Origin of the sequence: Dawidia cretensis, from assembly GCF_018598175.1 — a bacterium.
GTDB classification, from domain to species: domain Bacteria; phylum Bacteroidota; class Bacteroidia; order Cytophagales; family Cyclobacteriaceae; genus Ohtaekwangia; species Ohtaekwangia cretensis.
This window is the reverse complement of record NZ_JAHESE010000007.1, coordinates 1-18804: the sequence shown is the minus strand read 5'-3', so window position 1 is coordinate 18804 and position 18804 is coordinate 1. Positions and strand designations below refer to the sequence as shown.

The window sequence follows — 18804 nt, the reverse complement described above, 5'->3', positions numbered from 1 at the left end:
TTGTCTAACCGTTGCGAGATTATCGAGACTTCTTTTTAGTCTTCTTAGGTGCTTTTGTCACCTTCCTGGCTGATTTCTTAACTGCCTTCGCGGCCTTCACGCTCTTTTTCGGAGCGGACCTTGCAACCTTCTTAACAATTTTCTTCGTAGCCTTTTTCGCGGCAGCCTTCTTAGACACTTTCTTCGCTGCTTTTTTCGCTACTTTCTTAACGACCTTTTTAGGCGCGGCTTTCTTTGCGGCGACCGGTGCTTTGGCAGGGGCCTTCTTGGCTACCTTTTTTGTTACTGTCTTCTTGGCAGGCGCGGTGGCTGATGCAGGTGTACTCGGAATTGCGTCCGCCCTATATGTCGCCTCGCCATTAGATGCTGTTTTCAGGATCTGGCGGGTGTGGTTTTCGGTGTCTACCTTGTCGATGACATCTTCGATCACGCCCTGTTCATCGATGACAAACGTTACACGCGCGGTACCCATGTAATTGCGGCCGTACATCTGCTTTTCTACCCACGTGCCGTAGGCATCGTGCACTTTACGGTCAGTGTCTGCCAGCAGACGGAAAGGAAGATTTTGCTGCTCAATAAATTTACGGTGCGACTGCTCGTCGTCGGAGCTGATGCCGAGCACTTCGTAACCTTGCTGCTGCAGACGCTCATAGTTGTCCCGCAGGTTGCACGATTCGGCTGTGCAGCCGGGAGTCATATCCTTCGGATAAAAATACAGAACGACTTTCTGGCCCTGAAGGTCAGAAAGCTTTACGGGCACGCCATCCTGGTCGTTCACTTCGAAGTCAGGGGCTTTGTCACCAATTTTCAACGCCATATGTTTTAGGGGATTGTTTGTTTGAAAGTGCTTTTGTTACCCGCATTGTCGGTGACTACCAGCTCCAACGTTCCCTTCAGGGGCGCCTTGTCGGCACGCTCCGACCAGATGGTCGCGATCTTGCTGTCGTAGTGCATCAGCAACCACTGCCCGTTAATGCTGGCCTGGAAGGAGGCAATACCCGACAGCTCATCGCGGATCTTAAATCGAACCGTCTGGTTGTTGATGGAAATGGCCCGAATGGAAGGCGGTGCGACATCGCGCAGCAAGGTAAAATCGCCCAGCTCACGAGTTGTAAATTGAATGCGGTCGTTTACCCACTCACCGCCGATAAAGGCGTATGACCTTCCAGAGATGCGATACACGGCCCACCGGTCGTGGAGTGAATATGTGTTGTTTGTCTTGAGTGATACCGTAATGCTTTTGTGCAGCGGAATCACACGGGTGCCGATCGTAAACACCTCACCGCCGGCACGCAAGGAATGTGCTGTATTGAAGTACGCCGTATCGTATAACGCCCCCAGCGGAAACTGCAGGTCTATGGCCTCGCCGTAATACTTGTATTCCGTACCGGAGGGGATCGTCGCCGTCAATCCCGGCAACACGGTCTTGTTGTTTACGATGATCGAATCGGGCAAGCCCCGGCGTAAGTCCACCAGGTATACTTTACGACCGATATTGGCATAGTCGGGTTCAACTTCGGTCACCGCGCCGTGCACATATATCTTCGCTTTAGAGGCAAATTCTTTCGCGCCGCGGGCCGTCACCTGTAGGGTATTCCCCATAATTTCATAGGCTACATCCGTGGTTGCCGGCAGCGGCTCCAACGTAGGCACCTCGCGCGTGACGGGGTTTGGCTGAAGCTTAAAGGAAATCACACTGACGTTCTCACGGCTGTCTTTCATGCGAATCTGCACGGTCGAGAGCTTGTTGGGATTGACCGTGATCTTGCCTGGGGAAGGAGAGTTGCCGTAGAACTTAAGTGTGTTGCCGTCTTCGATGTAAAGCTTGTAGAAGCGCGTGCCCTTGGTACGCATGGTCTTAAAATCCATGAGCGTATAGATGGCACGTGTTTCATTCAGGTCGATCTTATCGATTGCCTGGCTGAAAACCAGGGTGCTGTCGACCCACATCTCCAGGTAATTAACGCCGCCGTAAAAAGGACTTTTAGGGGCCAGCTTGTCTTTCGCCAGAAGCTCCACACCAATCAGCCCGCTCGCCAGAATGGGACTGGCAATGACATAGCTGTTGCCAACCTTGTTACCATAAAACTCGAAGCGGCCGAACTTGTCGTTGATACGGGCATTTTTATCCAGCGTCACCAGCGCGATCTTCTCCGGTACGGGGGGGAGATTATCAGCAATTTCCTTAAAGCCCGCGACCTTCATGGGATCGAGTGCGTAGTTGTTGGGATCACGAATATCAAAGTGCACGTGCGGGCCACCCGAAGAGCCCGTGTTACCCGACAGGGCGATCAGTTCGCCCTGCTTGACAGGAAACTGACCCGGTTGAAAAAAGAGGTCTATTTCGCCTGACTTAAGTTTATATTGTTCCGCCAACACGTGTGGGGCGACTGCGCCCAGGAATTTTTCCAGGTGAGCGTACAATGTCGTGTATCCGTCGGGGTGCGTGATGTATAACACGTTGCCATAACCCGACGATCCCATGGACGCGCGCGAAATATAGCCACTCTTGGAGGCAACGACGGGATACCCCGTCATGTTGTTGGTGCGAATGTCGATACCGGAGTGGAAGTGTGTCGTCCGGAGCTCGCCCATTGTACCGGTAAGAGCGCCCGGCTGGCCGGGGTGTACCGGGTAAACAAACGACTCGGTCTGTGCCCGGGCGTGATATGACAAGGCCCCGGCAACGATGGCTGTCGTGGTAATTTTATTTAATGCTGAACTCCAATAGTTTCTCATTCTCAATAGATGCGGATAGCACATTCCCAACCTTCACCGGACCTACACCCTTGGGAGTGCCCGTAAAAATCAAATCTCCTGTGCGAAGTGTAAAAAATTTCGATACGTACGAAATTATAAAATCGAAGTTAAAAAGCATAAGGCTTGTATTGCCTTGTTGTTTTAATTCTCCATCAATGCTGAGACTGAAGTTGATATTGTTCACATCAAAATTGCCGACCGGAAGAAATGTGTCGCTGATCGGAGCCGAGCCGTTGAAGCCTTTGGCAATATCCCATGGCAGGCCTTTCTCTTTTGCCTTTTGCTGCAGGTCACGCGCCGTAAAATCTATGCCGATACCGATGGCGTCGTAATATTTACTCGCGAACCTGAGTTCAATATTCTTGCCTTCTTTGCAGATACGCAGCACAAGCTCTACTTCGTAATGAATGTCTGTGGAAAAATCGGGATAATAGAAGGGGGCATTGTTTCGGAGAACGGCCGTATCAGGCTTGGTAAAAATAACCGGTTCGTCGGGGCGCTCGTTGTTCAGTTCCTTAATGTGTTCGGCATAGTTCCGGCCGATCGCGAAGATTCTCATGGTACGGTTTTAGTTGATGGTCAATACATTTCGGAAAGACATTACCCGGGTATGCCGATTGATGCCGGCTACACAGGCGACTAACTTTCGCCCCCAATTTATGAAACAATCATGGTGGGGATTTGTATTTTTGTTCAAAATAAAATTTAACCCTTATGTGGAAAAAAGTAATCGTTTTTGCCGCTGTCCTCAGCGTGCTGTACGCCTGTAGCAAGGTGGCAGTAACCGGAAGGAGCCAGTTGAGCCTTGTTTCAAACGGTGAGATTATACCGATGGCGAATAAAGAATACGTAGAAGTCATCAAGAAGGGACCACTCTCCACAAACCAGGAACAGACCCAAATGGTGAAACGGGTAGGGGTGAAAATTCAAAAGGCAGTGGAACAATATATGGCGCAGAAAGGCGCCTCGTCCGAGCTGGCCGGTTTCGCATGGGAGTTTAACCTGATCGACGATCCCAAGATGGTAAACGCCTGGTGTATGCCGGGGGGTAAAGTGGCATTTTATACAGGTATCATGCCGATTTGTAAGGACGAGACCGGTGTGGCGGTCGTGATGGGCCATGAGGTAGCGCACGCGATTGCCAACCACGGTCGTGAACGGATGAGCCAGCAGATGATTGCCCAATACGGTCTGAGTACCGTCAGTGCGTTGATGGGCCAGAATCCAACCGCGGGTAAAGAATTGCTGATGCAAGCTGTCGGCGCTGGTACGAACGTCGGTATGTTGAAGTTCAGCCGCGAGCACGAGTCGGAAGCTGACCACATCGGTCTGATATTTATGGCCATGGCCGGCTATGATCCGGCGGCTGCGCCGGCCTTCTGGCAGCGCATGGGCCAGGGCGGCGGTTCAGAGCCTCCGGAATTTCTGTCGACCCACCCTTCGCACGGCACGCGTATAAAAGATTTGCAAGGCTGGATCCCCGAAGCGATGAAATATTACAAGAAACAATAATAACAGATGATACTATAGAAAAGGCTGATGTTGTCATGGACAGCATCAGCCTTTTTTATGGGAAGGTTGCTATAGGTTATTTCTTGAAGCTGCGCAGCTTGATCTCCGTCAGCTTGCGCTTCGTGTCCAGCGGAAAGTCGCCGTTCATCATCCAGTCGTAATACGCAGGCTCTTCTTTGAAAACAGTCGTAACGGGTTTGTTCTTATGCTTGCCAAAGTTGAAGAGCTCCTGGCCTTTGTTGTTCAGAATCATGCGGCCCGCGAGGTCGACCATATCGACACAAGTAAGCTTACCCAACACCTCCATGTCGTTTTTAATCTCACCCAGCGGACGGTTCAGACCATCGGTTACAGGCTGGCCTTCGTAACGTTCCACTTGCGCAAGGAACACCTCCATCGTGGCCTCCGTGTCCGCTTCGGCTGTGTGTGAGTCTACGAGCTCTTTGCCCACATAGAATTTATAGGCCGCCGACAGCGTCCGCTTTTCCATGAGGTGGAATATCTTCTGTGCGTCGATGATCTTTTTGCGGCTATAGTCAAACTCGACGCCGGCCCGCAAGAACTCTTCCACGAGTACGGGCACATCGAACTTCAGTACATTGAACCCGGCCAGGTCGGCACCTTCCAAAAATTTGGCATATTCTTTTGCCACTTCTTTAAAGGTAGGTTTGCCTGCGACATCTTCTTCGCGTATACCGTGAATGGCCGACGACTCGGGTGGAATGGGAATCGTAGGATTCAGGACATTGGACTTTCGGTGAATCTCACCGTTAGGCATCATCTTAATGACAGCGATCTCCAGAATACGGTCCTGGGTGATGTTGATACCCGTAGTTTCCAGATCGAAGAAACAAAGGGGGGTTCGGAGATTAAGTTTCATACAAATACAATAACGTTGGTCAGGAACGATACAATGCCAGCTAAATCAGCGCTAGGCTACAATCTTTTCAGCAAGCGTGTGAACATCAAGTCCCCCCAGGTTGCCCGAGCTCATAATCAATAAGTTCTTGTTCTTCCACGATTGTTGGAGCAGGAACTGCTCCAACGTTGCTGCATCGGTAAACACCTGCAGCGACGGCAGTCCAAACGCCGATCGTATAGCTGCTTCTGGAATGGCCTCCAACCCTTTAGCTTTTGTCTTCTCGGGATTTACATACACGACGGGAAGCTGAGCAGCCTTCAGGCTGTCTTTATAGTGGGGGAGAAAATCTTTATTCAGACTGCTATACGTATGCAGTTCCAGGCAGGCTACAAGCTCACGTGCCGGAAATATCTCTTTGAGTGCCTTAACCGTTGCTTTTGCTTTCGAGGGGGCATGGGCAAAATCTTTATAAACGGCAGTCGAACCATTCTCGCGGATCTTTTCAAGACGGCCTTCGGCGCCTTTGAAGCTTGGAATGGCCTCGAAGAATTGCTCGGGAGTGATACCGATCTTTTTCAATACTTCTTTGGCAGCACTGAGATTCTGGAAATTGTGGTTGCCGAAGAGCTGCGTGAGATGTCGTTCCTTACCGTTGGTCAGGAAGCAGTTGCCATTGGCATCTTGTGTATGGGCATGCGTCTTATACACCACTTGTACGATACCTTCGCGCTCTTTCTTACCAATCATCAGCGCGAGTGAGTCCTGTTCGGAATAGATCAGGATGCCGCCCTTGGGCGTATTGTCAGCAAAGATGTCGAATTGTTTTACGTAGTCTTCCTCCGACGGGAACGCGTTAACGTGGTCCCATGAAATGCCACTGATCACACCGACGTGATGCTGGTAGCGCAGGAACTTCGGCGTGGCGTCCAGGGCAGAAGAAGGATATTCGTCGCCCTCGATCACGATGATCGGGGCATGGGAAAGCTTGACAGTATAGTCCAGCCCGGTGATGCGTGCCCCGAGAACATAGTCGAAATCCCGGTTGAAGTATTTCAACACATGCACGACAATGGCGGTGATGGTGGTTTTACCATGACTGCCTGCAACGACGATACGTTGCTTATCAATGGATTGCTCGTAGATGTATTCCGGGAAGGACTTGATGGTTAGGCCAAGCTTTTTTGCCTGGAGCAGCTCGGGGTTATCAGGACGGGCGTGCATACCGAGGATGACCAAGTCGATGGAAGCGTCGAGCTTCTCTGGTGTCCATCCCTCTTTCTCAGGTAATAAGCCGTGCTTTGCTAAAGCGCTGCGCGAAGGCTCGAAGGCCTCGTCGTCTGATCCGGTAACGTGATGTCCCGCCTCTTTGAGCGCGACGGCCAGGCTGTGCATGACGCTACCGCCAATCGCGATAAAATGTATCTTTTGCTTTTTCGGGTGCATGGAAAAAACTAAATCCGGTTTTAAAATAAATCAAAATGTTGATGGCATACAAATTCAACCCGGATGTGCGGGCGGTTGCACTTTATTAACATGTCTAACGTTAACTTGTTGGTAACTTGTTTATAAGTTGTGTAGATAGTGCGCCGCGCGTATCGTACGTTTGTCCCCCCTAAAAAATTAAACACGCACAACAACCACTGTATGGAGCAAGACAGATCGACGTCCCTGAGGTTTGGTAATAGAGCTAATAAGTTGATTCAGAGAGACATCTCTGCTGGCTTGGGCAAATTGCCACCTCAGGTACTTGATCTGGAGGAAGCAGTGCTGGGTGCTGTGATGCTGGAGAAAAATGCACTCAACGCTGTGGTTGAGTTCTTAAAGCCTGAGCACTTCTATGTGGAAAAACATAAAGTGATCTACACAGCTGTACTTGAGCTGTTTAAGGCATCCGAGCCGGTAGATATGCGTACCGTGGTAAATCAGCTGCGCAAATCCGGCAATCTGGATAAGATCGAGGGCACCTTTTATATCGCCGAGCTAACCTCTAAAGTGAGCTCCGCGGCCAACATCGAATATCACGCCCGCGTGATCCTGGAAATGGCCATCAAGCGCGAGCTGATCGAAGTCGCTTCGCAGATTCAGAGCGACGCGTACGAAGATACGACAGACGTATTCCAGCTGCTCGACAAAACGGAGAGCGCCATCTTCGAAATCTCCGATGCCAACTTGCGCAAGAACTATGACAGTATGCGAAACCTGATGGCTCAGGCCATTCAGGAGCTTCAGATGCTGCGTGAGCATAAAGACGGGCTGACCGGTATACCGAGCGGATTCACAGCGCTCGACCGTCTCACATCCGGCTGGCAACGTTCCGACCTTGTTATCATTGCGGCTCGTCCCGGTATGGGTAAGACGGCATTTGTGGTGTCCGCTCTGCGAAATGCAGCCGTAGACTTTAAAATACCGGTGGCCATCTTCTCTCTTGAAATGGCATCGATTCAGTTGGTGAATCGTCTCATTGCGGCCGAGGCCGAGTTGGAAAGCGAAAAAATTAAGAAAGGTAATCTGGAAGACCACGAGTGGAAACAACTCGTACACAAGACTACAAAGCTCACGACTGCGCCGATCTTTATCGATGACACGCCCGCGCTCTCGATCCTCGAGCTTCGTGCCAAGTGCCGCCGCTTGAAAGCAGAGCACGGCGTACAGCTCGTCGTGATCGACTACCTGCAGCTCATGAAAGGCGAGCAGAGCGGCAATCGTGAACAAGAGATCGCGTCTATCTCGCGATCCTTAAAAGGTATCGCCAAGGAATTGAGCGTACCCGTACTGGCGCTGTCGCAGTTGAGTCGTAGTGTGGAGACCCGCGGCGGTGATAAACGGCCGCAGCTGTCTGACTTACGTGAATCGGGTTCTATCGAGCAGGATGCCGACATCGTAATGTTCTTGTATCGTCCGGAATACTATAAGATTACCGTGGACGAAGATGGTATGCCGACACAAGGTACCGGCGAGGTGATCATCGCCAAGCACCGGAACGGTTCGACCGACAACGTCAAGCTGAAATTTATCGGTAAGTATACCAAGTTCGCCGACCTCGACGGTCCGGCGTCTTACGATAATCCATTCTCGGGTTCAGGTATGGTGACGCGCGAAAGTCGTCTCAATACCCTGGGCAACGATATGCCGCCGCACATGCCACCGCCATCGGCCAACGATGATGAGACGCCATTTTAAGCGTTAATGCCTGGACCCGCTGCCACCAGTGCATTATGCCGGTAGCGTTATTCGCAGTACCTTTGGCGGTATATGCGGAGGCTGTTTTACTTCTCTTGTTCCCTTTTTATACTGACGAGCTGCGTATACCACGACCTGGATAAGCCCGTGATAGATTGTACGATAGCCGGTCCGTCGTTAACGCTGGAGTCTGTTACCCCGGCAAGCACCTGCGGTTCGCTCGACGGACGCATACACGTGGTGGCCGCCGGTGGCGAACAACCCTATACATATTTATTGAACAACACGGCACAAAGCTCCGGCGATTTTCAAGACCTCGCCGCGGGCATCTACTCGGTGGGGGTAGTGGATGTGAATGGCTGCGATACTGTTATTACCAATGTAATCGTGGCAGCCCGGGATTTTGCCTTTACGGCCGAGGTGACCAAGGATAGTTTATGCGAAGCGAACAGCGGCATCATCGTACTATCCGTGGAAGAAGTTAATCCACCCTATACCTACCAGTTGGACAACGGCGTCACCGCCGCCAGCAATACCTTTATGACAGTGAGCCATGGCGACCACACGGTGACCATACGTGACGGTCATGATTGTATGGTGTCGCTCCATGTAACCGTACCGCGTGGCATCACCGGTACCAGTTGGTCCACGGACATCCAACCGGTCATGGAAACCTATTGTGCATTAAGCGGTTGCCACAATGGCTCCGCGCGCGTAGACTTACGCAACTATAATAACGCCAGGACCTATGCCCAGCAGATCAAGTCCATGACAGAGGACCGGAGCATGCCCTTTGACGGCACGCCGTTAAAACAGAGCGACATCGATAAGATTGCTTGCTGGGTAGACGACGGTGCTCCCAACAACTAAGCGTTATTCAAAAAGTATTTCTTGCAGGGCATTCTGTAGCTCATGAACGCTTTTGGTGTCCCGTTGTGCACGAGCCTTTTCAACGCCGGCGTTAAAGATCTTGATGGCGTGATCCTTCTGCTCCAATGTCTGGTAAAGTTTACCCAGGTGATAGTACGTCGCCAGGTAGTTGGGGTGTTCAAGCACGAGTTGTTTGAACAGGCGTAGGGCGATGCTGTGGTCTGTCTTTTGATATTCCAACGCCAACGCATAGACATTGAACGGATCGGCAGGATCGTCCTCTAAAAATTTCCGAAGTTGTTCGAGACGGGTCATATGAAGTAAACGTAGGTGCCAAGTAACAAACAAAATCCAGGAATAAAATCTTTCGGCCAAAATGTTTCCAGGATGGGAAGTGGCATTTTGAAATTTGCAGGCGGTTTAGCGTTGGGAAAGTGGTTTTTTGTATCTTGGCCCTGTTTCTCAAAAAATAGTTTTGAACGTCCTGATTTAGAGCAAGATGAAGATATTAGTCTGTATTACCCATGTTCCGGATACCACATCCAAAATCAACTTTATAGAGAGCAACACAAAATTTGATCCGTCAGGAGTTCAATTTATTATTGGCCCGTACGACGACTACGCGCTGGCACGTGCCATTGAGCTGAAGGAAGCAAATGCGGGCACTACTGTTACGGTATTGAACGTTGGCCCCGCCGACACGGAGCCCACCATCCGCAAGGCGTTGGCCATCGGTGCCGATGATGCCATCCGCATCAATGCAGAGCCCATCGATTCATTCTTTGTTGCTACTCAGATCGCCGAAGAAGCCAAGGCAGGAAATTATACACTTATTTTAATGGGACGCGAGTCGATAGACTTCAACGGTGGCGTGGTACACAGCCTGGTAGGAGAGATGCTCGGCATTCCGTCGGTGTCACCCGTGATGAAGCTGGAGCTTTCAGGTAATGTTGCCAAGCTGACCCGCGAGATCGAAGGTGGTAAAGAAGAAGTAGAGGTGTCGCTGCCGCTCGTGGCAGGATGCCAGGAACCGATCGCCGAATGGAAGATTCCCAACATGCGCGGTATCATGTCCGCCCGCACAAAACCGTTGAAGGTCGTTGAGCCCAAAGCGGCCGACAGCGGCGTGAAGCTTCAGAAGTTCGAGTTGCCGCCGCCGAAAGGCGCCGTGAAAATGATCGCAGCGGATAACGTTGCCGAGCTGGTCAACCTGCTGAAGAACGAAGCAAAAGTTATTTGATTTTATCCACTACTTGTTAACGCTATATACGGTATGCCAACACTTGTTTTTGTAGAGAGTGCAGAAGGTAAAATAAAGAAGACGTCCCTGGAAGCGGTAGCCTATGCGCACGCATTGGGTACACCGGTAACGGCCATCGCGCTGGGAGCGGTCGACACGGCGGAGCTGGAGTCGCTCGGAAAATACGGTGCGCAGAAGGTGCTGCACGTAGCCGACAGCAAGTTTAACCAGGGCGTGATCCAGGCGTATGCCTCGGTGTTAACGCAGGCCCTGGCCGATGAGAAAGCCGACATCCTGGTGCTGGCAGATTCGTCCCTGGGAACTCCCATCGCCGCACGCGTGGCCGCGCGCACAGGTTCCAGCCTGGCCTCCAACGTTGTGGCATTGCCCGATACATCGGCAGGATTTGTCGTGAAACGTAGCATCTATACCGGCAAAGCCTTCGCCAACGTGGCCTTGAACAATGCGAAAAAGGTTATCAGCTTGAAGAAGAACGCAGCCGAAGCAAAAGAGATAGGCGGCACCGCATCCGTTACACCCTATACGGTGTCAGTACCGGAAACGGATTTTGCTGTTAAAATACTTTCTTCTGAAAAAGCTACCGGCGAGGTGCTGTTGCCAGAAGCCAACATTGTCGTATCGGGTGGTCGTGGTATGAAAGGCCCCGAGCATTGGGGTATGCTGGAAGACCTGGCCAGGGTATTGCACGCCGCCACCGGCTGTAGCAAGCCTGTATCGGATCTGGGCTGGCGGCCGCACCACGAGCACGTGGGACAGACCGGTGTGAAAGTTGCACCTCAACTGTATGTGGCAGTGGGTATTTCAGGTGCCATTCAACACCTGGCCGGGGTCAATTCCTCCAAATACATCGTGGTCATCAACAAGGATGCAGAGGCACCGTTTTTCAAGGCTGCTGATTACGGCATCGTGGGCGACGCTTTTGAGGTCATACCCAAGCTGACCGAGGCCCTGAAGGCCGCAAAATAATGAAAGAGGATTCGTGCCTAATCGGCCGATTTACGTAAGTTGTAAGAGGAAACGCAGTACAGGAGAGATTTAAGTAGAAGTGAAAAAAATTAAACTCGAAATATTAGGGCTTTCGTCCAGTCAGTCCCAGGCCGGTTCGTTTGCGTTGGTGCTGGGGGAAACTGAAGGCAACCGCCGACTTCCGATCATCATTGGCATGTTTGAGGCACAGGCCATCGCCATTGAGATCGAAAAGATCATTCCGAACCGCCCCATGACACACGACCTGTTCAAAGCCTTTGCCAACAACTTCCATTTTACAGTCGAAGAGATCATCATCTCAGATTTGAAGGAAGGTGTATTTTTTGGCAAGATCATCTGCTCGGACGGTCTGAAGAAAACAGAAGTCGACGCACGCCCGTCCGATGCGATTGCAATCGGCTTGCGTTTTGATTCCCCCATTTACACCTACGAGAACATCCTGGCCGAGGCGGGCATTGTTCTGACCGACGAGGCAGAAGAAGACAAGCCGGAGCCCAAGGTCGAAAAGGCCAAGGTCAAGAAAGAGCCCGTGCGGAAGGATGACTTCAAGAACTACACGGTAGACAAGCTCAACGAGCTGTTGAAGGAGGCGATCGACAAGGAAGATTATGAGCGCGCCGCCAAAATCCGCGACGAGCTGAGCAAACGTAACTAACAATAGAGAAGAATACTTTCGCAGCATCACATTCAACCAGGCGAGGTGCCGGAAAGTGTCTTGAAACCCATATTACACACCTAAACTTCTAAGAATTACCTGTTTACAGGAAAGCTTAAGGCTGAAAAAAGACAGATTCGGCTTTAAGCTTTTTATATGAACAGAAGTTCTTGCCCAACGTTATGGAGGATTATTTGCGTGCCCTGGGAGGCCTGGTTTTTATCGTAGGAATAGCCTACACTTTTTCGGCCGATCGAAAGGCCGTCAACTGGCGCCTCGTTGGCGCCGGCATCGCGTTACAAGTGGTATTCGCCCTCATAATCGCCAAGGTACCGTTTGTACAAAGTGGCTTCGAATATGTCAGCGCACAGTTTATTAAATTTTTGAGCTTCGCCCAGAAGGGAGCAGAGTTCCTGTACGGCGACCTTTCTAAAAACTCGGAAACCACACCCGGCGTACGCCATTCGCTTGGATTTTTATTCGCGTTCCAAACATTGCCCACCGTCATTTTCTTCTCAGCCTTTACAGCAGGGTTATACCACCTGGGTATTCTACAGAAGATCGTGTATGCATTTGCGTGGGTAATGACCCGTACGATGCGGATGTCGGGAGCTGAAAGCCTGTCCATTGCCGGCGACGTTTTTATGGGCCAGACCGAAGCGCCGCTGCTGGTGAAACCCTTTATCCCCGGCATGACCCAATCCGAGCTGCACTGCCTCATGGTCGGGGGCATGGCGCCGATTGCCGGGAGTGTCTTTGGTGCGTATGTGTCGTTCCTGGGCGGCAGTAGCCCTGCCGAGCAAACCCGGTTTGCAACGTACTTGCTAACCGCTTCACTGATGAGCGCGCCCGCGGCCGTGGTGATGGCTAAGCTCTTTTTGCCAGAGCGCGAGTCGGTCGATCAATCGCTGAAGCTGACCAAAGAAACGACCAGCGTAAACCTGATCGACGCCATTGCTACCGGCGCGGCCGACGGCCTGAAGCTTGCGTTGAATATTGGGGCGATGCTGCTGGCATTTATTGCCGTGATCTATGCAGTCAACTGGGTATTGGAAGATTTTGTTGGCCACTATACCGGCCTGAATGAGCTTATACAACAAAGTACCAACGGCACGTTTAAAGCCTTTTCGTTGCAATATATACTCGGCCAGGTGTTTCGTATCTTTGCCTTCGCCATCGGCGTGAACTGGGAGGAGAGCCTGGCCATTGGTAGTTTGCTGGGTGAGAAAATGGTGATCAACGAGTTTATTGCCTACTTCGATCTGGGCACCATGAAAGCTGCCGGCAAACTGAGCGACAAATCCATTCTGATTGCAACCTATGCCCTATGTGGTTTTGCCAACTTCAGCTCGATTGCCATTCAAATCGGCGGTACGGGCGGTATGGCGCCAACGCGTCAGGCTGACATCTCGCGTTTAGGCATGCGCGCCATGATTGCCGCAACGCTCGCGACTATGATGACCGCCACCATTGCCGGCGCACTTTTCTAACCTTGTCTTGTATTTCCTTTATTCTCATACTTCATGACCGACGCCGACATTCGTGTATTGCACCATCTGGAGCAGTTTGTTTCGGACCACAAGAAACAAGTCATGGAAAAGGTCTTGAACGACCGTACCCGTCATGTAACCGTCATGCTCGAAGATATCTTTCAGTCGCAGAATGCCAGCGCCGTCATTCGTACCGTCGAGTGTATGGGGTTACAAGATGTGCACATCGTCGAGAACCTGGCCAAGTACCAGCTGAACGTCAGGGTATTAAAAGGCTCTTACAAGTGGCTGAACCTGGAACGCTATAGATCGGGGGAGGAGAATAACACCGAGGTATGCTTTAAGCGCCTGAAGGCAGCAGGCTACCGCATCATGGTGGCCGACCCCGACGAAGACGGTATATCGATACAGGATGTCGATGTCACCGCCGGGAAAATAGCCTTGTTGTTTGGCAACGAGTTGCGAGGAATCTCTCCCTATGCGCGGGAGCATGCTGACCAGCGCATTCGTATACCGATGTACGGGTTTACCGAAAGTCTCAATATCTCCGTCAGCGTGGCCATTTGCCTGAATATATTAATTGCGAAGTTACATCAATCCGATTTTGGCTTCCGTCTTTCCGAAGAAGAGAAGCAGATCATACGATTGCAGTGGTTCCGAAAAATGGTACGCAAGTCCGATGTCATTGAGCGCGAATTTCTGCGCACAATTCAGTAGCTTTGTTTACGAATGTCTATAAAGCAATGCGGTGGCTGAAGAGAATTATTATTGGATTGTGCTGCCTGTTTTTGGTTTTCCTGATTGGGTGCAACGTTTGGATTGTCAAAAGTACGGAGAGCCAGGTATATGAAGACCTGCAGGATCTGCCCGCCCACCGGGTGGCCCTGGTATTAGGCACCAGCCATAAGCTCGCCGGAGGCAAAGCCAATCCATTTTTTGAAAAACGGATGGAGACTGCTGCGGAGCTCTACCGCATGGGTAAAATCGATCATTTTATTTTGAGTGGCGACAATCGCTCGCGGTTTTACAACGAACCGGTGGCCATGCGCAAGGCGTTGATGAAGCTCGGGGTGCCCGAAACCGCCATTACCCTGGACTATGCCGGGCTCCGTACCCTGGATTCGGTCGTGCGGTGTCAAAAGATTTTTGGACAGGATAAGATTACGATTATTACACAACCGTTTCATAGCTACCGGGCGTTGTTCATTAGCCAATATTATGATATCGATGCTGTTGCTATGGTAGCTGAAGAGCCGGACTTCGAGTATTCCTTTAAGGTTCGGCTCCGGGAATACCTGGCCCGTACCAAGGCCGTGCTGGATCTTTATGTGTTAAAAACAGAACCTCGTTTTATGGGCCGCAAAGAAGAATTGAATAGCTAACAGGCCCCGTTTGTACATGAGCATCCGTCTTCGTATAATTCGCTACTTTTATAAAACCGCCATTTGTGCGTAACGCGCTGAACTGCATGTTTTTAAAGCAATTTGTTTTTTTTGCGTTCCTGTTATCATTGTTTAGCGCTGGCTTCGTTCGTGCGCAGGAAACTGTTGTGAAAGGAAAGATAACCGACGTCAACACCGGCGATCCGATACCCTTTGTCAACGTGATCTATCAAGGCACCACGATCGGAACTACGACCGACTTTGATGGAAACTTTACGATCAAAACCGCGACACCCGGTGATACCATCGTGGCGTCCTACATCGGTTATAAACCCAAAAAGAAGGTCGTGACGAAGGGCGGCGTACAAACCGCCAACCTGCAGCTCGAAGAAGATGCGACGAGCTTACAGGAAGTGGTGATCAACGCGGGCGAAAATCCAGCGTATGCCATTCTGCGCGAGGTGGTACGCAACAAAGGTAAGAACGACAAACGCGAGCTTACCGCGTACGAATACGATACCTATACCAAGATCGAGATTGACGTCGATAACATTTCGGAGAAGCTTCGCCAGAAGAAGGTGATGAAGAAGATCAGTCAGGTGCTGGACAGTGTGCAGCGCATCGCGGGCGACGATGGTAAGCCGATCCTGCCGCTGTTTATTTCCGAAAGTGTATCCAAGCTGTACTACCGCGATGAACCGTCTTTGCGCAAGGAAAATATTCTTAAGACCAAGATCAACGGGGTGGGAGTGGAAGATGGTTCGGTGGTGACGCAATTTGTCGGATCTTCATTCCAGGAGTATAACTTCTACCAGAATTGGCTGACAATCGTTACAAAAGAGTTCGTGTCGCCTATTGCCGACGGATGGCGATTGTATTATGACTACGATTTGACAGACAGCGTATACATTGGTGACGACTATTGTTACCGGCTCGACTTTAATCCGCGCAGTCCGCAGGAGCTGGCGTTTACCGGTACGATGTGGATCACTAAAAATGAGTATGCGCTACGGCAGATCGATGCCTCGGTGGGGCGTGCGGCAAACCTGAACTTTATTGAGAAGATCCGCATCCAGCAAGAGCTGGAAGCAACGTCACTGGGTCCCTGGGTACCCGTCAAAAACCGCGTGCTGATCGACGTGGGGGAGGTGACCAACAACTCTGCCGGTATGCTGGCGAAGTTCTACACCAGCAACAAAAACATTGTTGTTAACAAACCCTACGACTTAAAATTCTATGAACGTCCGATTGTGTTGGCCGAAGACTCGCGGATGTATGACGATGAGGTGTATTGGGATACGCTGCGGCATGAACCACTAAGCGAGACGGAGAAGAACGTCTACAAGATGATCGACACGCTGCAGAACATTCCCGTGGTAAAAACCTATACGGACATTATCAAAGTGTTTATCGATGGATACTACGATGTAGGCAAGGTAGACATCGGTCCTTACCTGGGGCTGGTCGCCTGGAACGACATTGAAGGTGTGCGTGTGCAGGGCGGATTCCGCACCAACGCTGACTTCAGCAAAAAGTGGATCTATGCCGGACAGTTGGGCTACGGATTTAACGATTCACGCGTGAAATACATGGCCTCGGTCCAAACCATTCTGTCGCGGCATCGCTGGACGACAGTTACCGTCCGCGCACGGAGTGACTTGCGTCGGTTGGGAGTAGAGGAAGAGGATCTGGAGGACAACCCGTTGTTCCTCGTGGCTTCCCGTTGGGGTTATTTCCGACGGGGCTTCTACACCGATGAATACAAAGTCGCCTTCCAGCGTGAATTGTTCAAGGGCTTTACGCAAAAGGTGATGTTTAAGTACTGGACCTTTGAGCCCACATTTGACTTCGGATACTTTGATGACCCAGACATATCGGTCGCATTTAACCAGAACTTCCAGGCATCGGAAGTGATCCTGGAAACGCGTTTTGCCCGCGACGAATTGTTCATTCAGAACGACAATGAGCGTGTTAGCCTCGGTACAACCAAGTGGCCCATTATTACAGTACGCTATACCCGTGGCTTTCAGGGGCTGTGGGGCAGTGATTTTTCGTATGATAAGCTGCGGTTGAGCGTGGCCAAACGCATTAAGACCGGGCCGCTGGGTGTGGCCTATGTCACCGTGCAGGGAGAATATATTTTTAATACCCTACCGTATCCGTTGCTGGTGCTGCATTTGGGGAACCAATCGCCGTTGTATTCGGCTGTTACCTATAACCTCATGAATTATGGGGAATTCGTGAGCGACCACTATGCATCTCTACAGTACCGTCAATACCTGGAAGGTTTTCTGCTGAACCGGATACCGTTGATTCAGAAGTTACGGTGGCGGTTGTTGGGTACGGCTAACGTGATCATGGGTGGCTTGCGCAAGTCTAACCAGGAACTTATCAACACCTCTACGACGGACGAAGAATTGCGACCCGGTGGTTTTGTAGATCGCCGCCCCTATGTCGAGCTTGGCTATGGCGTAGAGAACATCTTCCGATTTTTGCGGGTTGATTTTGTTCACCGTGTTTCCTACCTTGACAACAAGGATGCGCGTAAATTTGGAGTTTTATTTACAGCTCAGTTCCAATTGTGATTTTGTTATCGTATGTTTTATTAATGAGCCTGTAAAAATCGCATATTTGCAACCGATATGAGTGATATACGAATTACCCTGCCGGATGGCACAGTAAAGACTTACCCCCACGGTGCTAACGGTGCAGCCATCGCTACCTCGATCAGCGAGGGGCTCGCGCGCGTAGCCCTGGCAATCGAAGTGGATGGCGAGGTCTGGGACCTGTCGCGCCCGATCGAGAAAGATGCTGCTGTAAAAATTCTGACATGGAACGATGCTAATGGGAAAATGGCGTTCTGGCACTCGTCGGCACACTTGCTGGCGGAAGCACTGGAAGCGTTGTATCCCGGCGTGAAGTTTGGTACTGGTCCGGCCATTACAAATGGCTTCTACTACGACGTAGACCTGGGCGGTATTCCTTTTGGCGATGAGCAACTGGCGGCGGTCGAGAGCAAGATGAAGGAGCTGGCAAAGAATAACAGCACCTTTGATCGTCGCGACGTGCCCAAAGCCGAAGCGCTGGAATTCTTTACCAAGAAAGGCGATCCGTATAAAATTGAGCTGATCGATGGTCTGCAAGACGGCTCCATCACCTTTTACCAGCAAGGCAACTTTACCGACCTCTGTAAAGGTCCACACATTCCGGGTACTGCCCTGATCAAGGCAGTGAAGCTGACGAACGTGGCGGGCGCCTATTGGCGTAATAATGAAAACAACAAGATGCTGACCCGCATCTATGGCATAACCTTTCCCAAACAGAAGGAGCTGGAAGAATACCTGCACCTGTTGGAGGAAGCCAAAAAACGTGACCACCGGAAACTCGGGCGGGAGCTCGAGCTCTTTGCCTTCTCCGAGCGGGTAGGCATGGGCCTACCGTTGTGGTTGCCGAAGGGCACCATCCTGCGCGAGCGGCTCGAACAGTTTATGCGCCGCGCGCAGATCAAAGCCGGTTATGATCCGGTGGTGACACCGCATATCGGTAGCAAGTCGCTCTATGTAACTTCGGGGCACTATGAGAAATATGGTAAAGATTCTTTCCAGCCAATCCGCACCCCGGACGAAGGAGAGGAGTTCTTGCTTAAGCCCATGAACTGTCCGCATCACTGCGAGATTTATAAAACCAAGCCGCGTTCGTACCGCGACCTCCCGATCCGCCTGGCGGAATTCGGTACGGTATACAGGTATGAGCAAAGCGGCGAGCTGCACGGCCTGACCCGTGTGCGCGGGTTTACGCAAGATGACGCGCACATCTTCTGCCGCCCCGAACAGGTGAAGGAAGAG

17 protein-coding genes are annotated in these 18804 nt (G+C 51.1%); 11 read left to right on the top strand and 6 right to left on the bottom strand.

The features are described from left to right. Positions 1-19 precede the first annotated feature (19 nt). The 3 genes from bcp to KK062_RS09665 are packed head-to-tail and all read right to left on the bottom strand — an operon-like array spanning position 20 to position 3319. Complete coding sequence (gene bcp, locus KK062_RS09675; RefSeq protein ID WP_254084085.1) at positions 20-817, bottom strand: thioredoxin-dependent thiol peroxidase; 798 nt, start codon at positions 815-817, stop codon at positions 20-22. Between the two features lie 5 nt (positions 818-822). Continuing rightward, positions 823-2739 carry a M23 family metallopeptidase gene (locus KK062_RS09670; RefSeq protein WP_254084084.1) on the bottom strand — a complete coding sequence of 639 codons (1917 nt, stop codon included), beginning with the start codon at positions 2737-2739 and terminating at the stop codon, positions 823-825. Continuing rightward, positions 2708-3319 (bottom strand): fumarylacetoacetate hydrolase family protein, encoded by a 612-nt coding sequence (locus tag KK062_RS09665; protein ID WP_254084083.1) that lies wholly within the window; start codon positions 3317-3319, stop codon positions 2708-2710. Before KK062_RS09665 ends, KK062_RS09670 begins: the two co-directional genes overlap by 32 nt. 155 nt (positions 3320-3474) lie before the next feature. Here KK062_RS09665 and KK062_RS09660 point away from each other — a divergent pair, with 155 nt between their 5' ends. Continuing rightward, positions 3475-4272: a M48 family metallopeptidase gene (locus KK062_RS09660; RefSeq protein ID WP_254084082.1), complete on the top strand. Its 798-nt coding sequence runs from the start codon at positions 3475-3477 to the stop codon at positions 4270-4272. Positions 4273-4348: 76 nt separating this feature from the next. Here KK062_RS09660 and KK062_RS09655 read toward each other — a convergent pair whose 3' ends face one another. Both KK062_RS09655 and KK062_RS09650 read right to left on the bottom strand, forming a co-directional pair. Next, positions 4349-5152 carry a 3'-5' exonuclease gene (locus KK062_RS09655; protein WP_254084081.1) on the bottom strand — a complete coding sequence of 268 codons (804 nt, stop codon included), beginning with the start codon at positions 5150-5152 and terminating at the stop codon, positions 4349-4351. Positions 5153-5203: 51 nt separating this feature from the next. Then, entirely contained in the window at positions 5204-6577 is a 1374-nt protein-coding gene (locus tag KK062_RS09650; RefSeq protein ID WP_254084080.1) for a UDP-N-acetylmuramate--L-alanine ligase, read from the bottom strand. 201 nt (positions 6578-6778) lie between these two features. Here KK062_RS09650 and dnaB point away from each other — a divergent pair, with 201 nt between their 5' ends. Then, entirely contained in the window at positions 6779-8314 is a 1536-nt protein-coding gene (gene dnaB, locus KK062_RS09645) for a replicative DNA helicase (RefSeq protein ID WP_254084079.1), read from the top strand. Between the two features lie 72 nt (positions 8315-8386). Beyond that, positions 8387-9184: a SprB repeat-containing protein gene (locus KK062_RS09640; RefSeq protein WP_254084078.1), complete on the top strand. Its 798-nt coding sequence runs from the start codon at positions 8387-8389 to the stop codon at positions 9182-9184. Between the two features lie 3 nt (positions 9185-9187). Here KK062_RS09640 and KK062_RS09635 read toward each other — a convergent pair whose 3' ends face one another. Beyond that, entirely contained in the window at positions 9188-9499 is a 312-nt protein-coding gene (locus tag KK062_RS09635; protein WP_254084077.1) for a tetratricopeptide repeat protein, read from the bottom strand. Between the two features lie 184 nt (positions 9500-9683). Here KK062_RS09635 and KK062_RS09630 point away from each other — a divergent pair, with 184 nt between their 5' ends. From KK062_RS09630 to thrS, 8 genes are all read left to right on the top strand, one after another. Then, complete coding sequence (locus KK062_RS09630; RefSeq protein ID WP_254084076.1) at positions 9684-10424, top strand: electron transfer flavoprotein subunit beta/FixA family protein; 741 nt, start codon at positions 9684-9686, stop codon at positions 10422-10424. Positions 10425-10457: 33 nt separating this feature from the next. Beyond that, positions 10458-11411, top strand: a complete 954-nt coding sequence (locus KK062_RS09625; protein WP_254084075.1) for an electron transfer flavoprotein subunit alpha/FixB family protein — start codon at positions 10458-10460, stop codon at positions 11409-11411. Between the two features lie 79 nt (positions 11412-11490). Further along, a complete protein-coding gene (locus KK062_RS09620) occupies positions 11491-12087 on the top strand; it encodes a bifunctional nuclease family protein (protein WP_254084074.1) in 597 nt (198 codons plus the stop codon). A 182-nt stretch (positions 12088-12269) separates the two neighbouring features. Beyond that, positions 12270-13577, top strand: a complete 1308-nt coding sequence (locus KK062_RS09615) for a NupC/NupG family nucleoside CNT transporter (protein WP_254084073.1) — start codon at positions 12270-12272, stop codon at positions 13575-13577. A 33-nt stretch (positions 13578-13610) separates the two neighbouring features. After that, a complete protein-coding gene (locus KK062_RS09610) occupies positions 13611-14294 on the top strand; it encodes a TrmH family RNA methyltransferase (protein ID WP_254084072.1) in 684 nt (227 codons plus the stop codon). Between the two features lie 26 nt (positions 14295-14320). Further along, positions 14321-14959, top strand: coding sequence for a SanA/YdcF family protein (locus KK062_RS09605; protein WP_254084071.1), 639 nt, complete (start codon positions 14321-14323; stop codon positions 14957-14959). Positions 14960-15126: 167 nt separating this feature from the next. Beyond that, positions 15127-17544, top strand: a complete 2418-nt coding sequence (locus KK062_RS09600) for a DUF5686 and carboxypeptidase-like regulatory domain-containing protein (RefSeq protein WP_254084070.1) — start codon at positions 15127-15129, stop codon at positions 17542-17544. A 57-nt stretch (positions 17545-17601) separates the two neighbouring features. Further along, a partial coding sequence (gene thrS, locus KK062_RS09595) for a threonine--tRNA ligase (RefSeq protein WP_254084069.1) occupies positions 17602-18804 on the top strand: 1203 nt, incomplete at its 3' end.

Bases quoted from the DNA above. Each gene is read 5' to 3' on its own strand.
- KK062_RS09615 (WP_254084073.1), top strand. From the start codon at position 12,270: ATGGAGGATTATTTGCGTGCCCTGGGAGGCCTGGTTTTTATCGTAGGA.
- dnaB (WP_254084079.1), top strand. From the start codon at position 6,779: ATGGAGCAAGACAGATCGACGTCCCTGAGGTTTGGTAATAGAGCTAAT.
- KK062_RS09650 (WP_254084080.1), bottom strand. From the start codon at position 6,577: ATGCACCCGAAAAAGCAAAAGATACATTTTATCGCGATTGGCGGTAGC.
- KK062_RS09655 (WP_254084081.1), bottom strand. From the start codon at position 5,152: ATGAAACTTAATCTCCGAACCCCCCTTTGTTTCTTCGATCTGGAAACT.
- KK062_RS09625 (WP_254084075.1), top strand. From the start codon at position 10,458: ATGCCAACACTTGTTTTTGTAGAGAGTGCAGAAGGTAAAATAAAGAAG.
- KK062_RS09670 (WP_254084084.1), bottom strand. From the start codon at position 2,739: ATGAGAAACTATTGGAGTTCAGCATTAAATAAAATTACCACGACAGCC.
- KK062_RS09665 (WP_254084083.1), bottom strand. From the start codon at position 3,319: ATGAGAATCTTCGCGATCGGCCGGAACTATGCCGAACACATTAAGGAA.
- KK062_RS09605 (WP_254084071.1), top strand. From the start codon at position 14,321: ATGCGGTGGCTGAAGAGAATTATTATTGGATTGTGCTGCCTGTTTTTG.
- KK062_RS09630 (WP_254084076.1), top strand. From the start codon at position 9,684: ATGAAGATATTAGTCTGTATTACCCATGTTCCGGATACCACATCCAAA.
- KK062_RS09610 (WP_254084072.1), top strand. From the start codon at position 13,611: ATGACCGACGCCGACATTCGTGTATTGCACCATCTGGAGCAGTTTGTT.
- KK062_RS09660 (WP_254084082.1), top strand. From the start codon at position 3,475: ATGTGGAAAAAAGTAATCGTTTTTGCCGCTGTCCTCAGCGTGCTGTAC.
- KK062_RS09635 (WP_254084077.1), bottom strand. From the start codon at position 9,499: ATGACCCGTCTCGAACAACTTCGGAAATTTTTAGAGGACGATCCTGCC.
- bcp (WP_254084085.1), bottom strand. From the start codon at position 817: ATGGCGTTGAAAATTGGTGACAAAGCCCCTGACTTCGAAGTGAACGAC.
- KK062_RS09640 (WP_254084078.1), top strand. From the start codon at position 8,387: ATGCGGAGGCTGTTTTACTTCTCTTGTTCCCTTTTTATACTGACGAGC.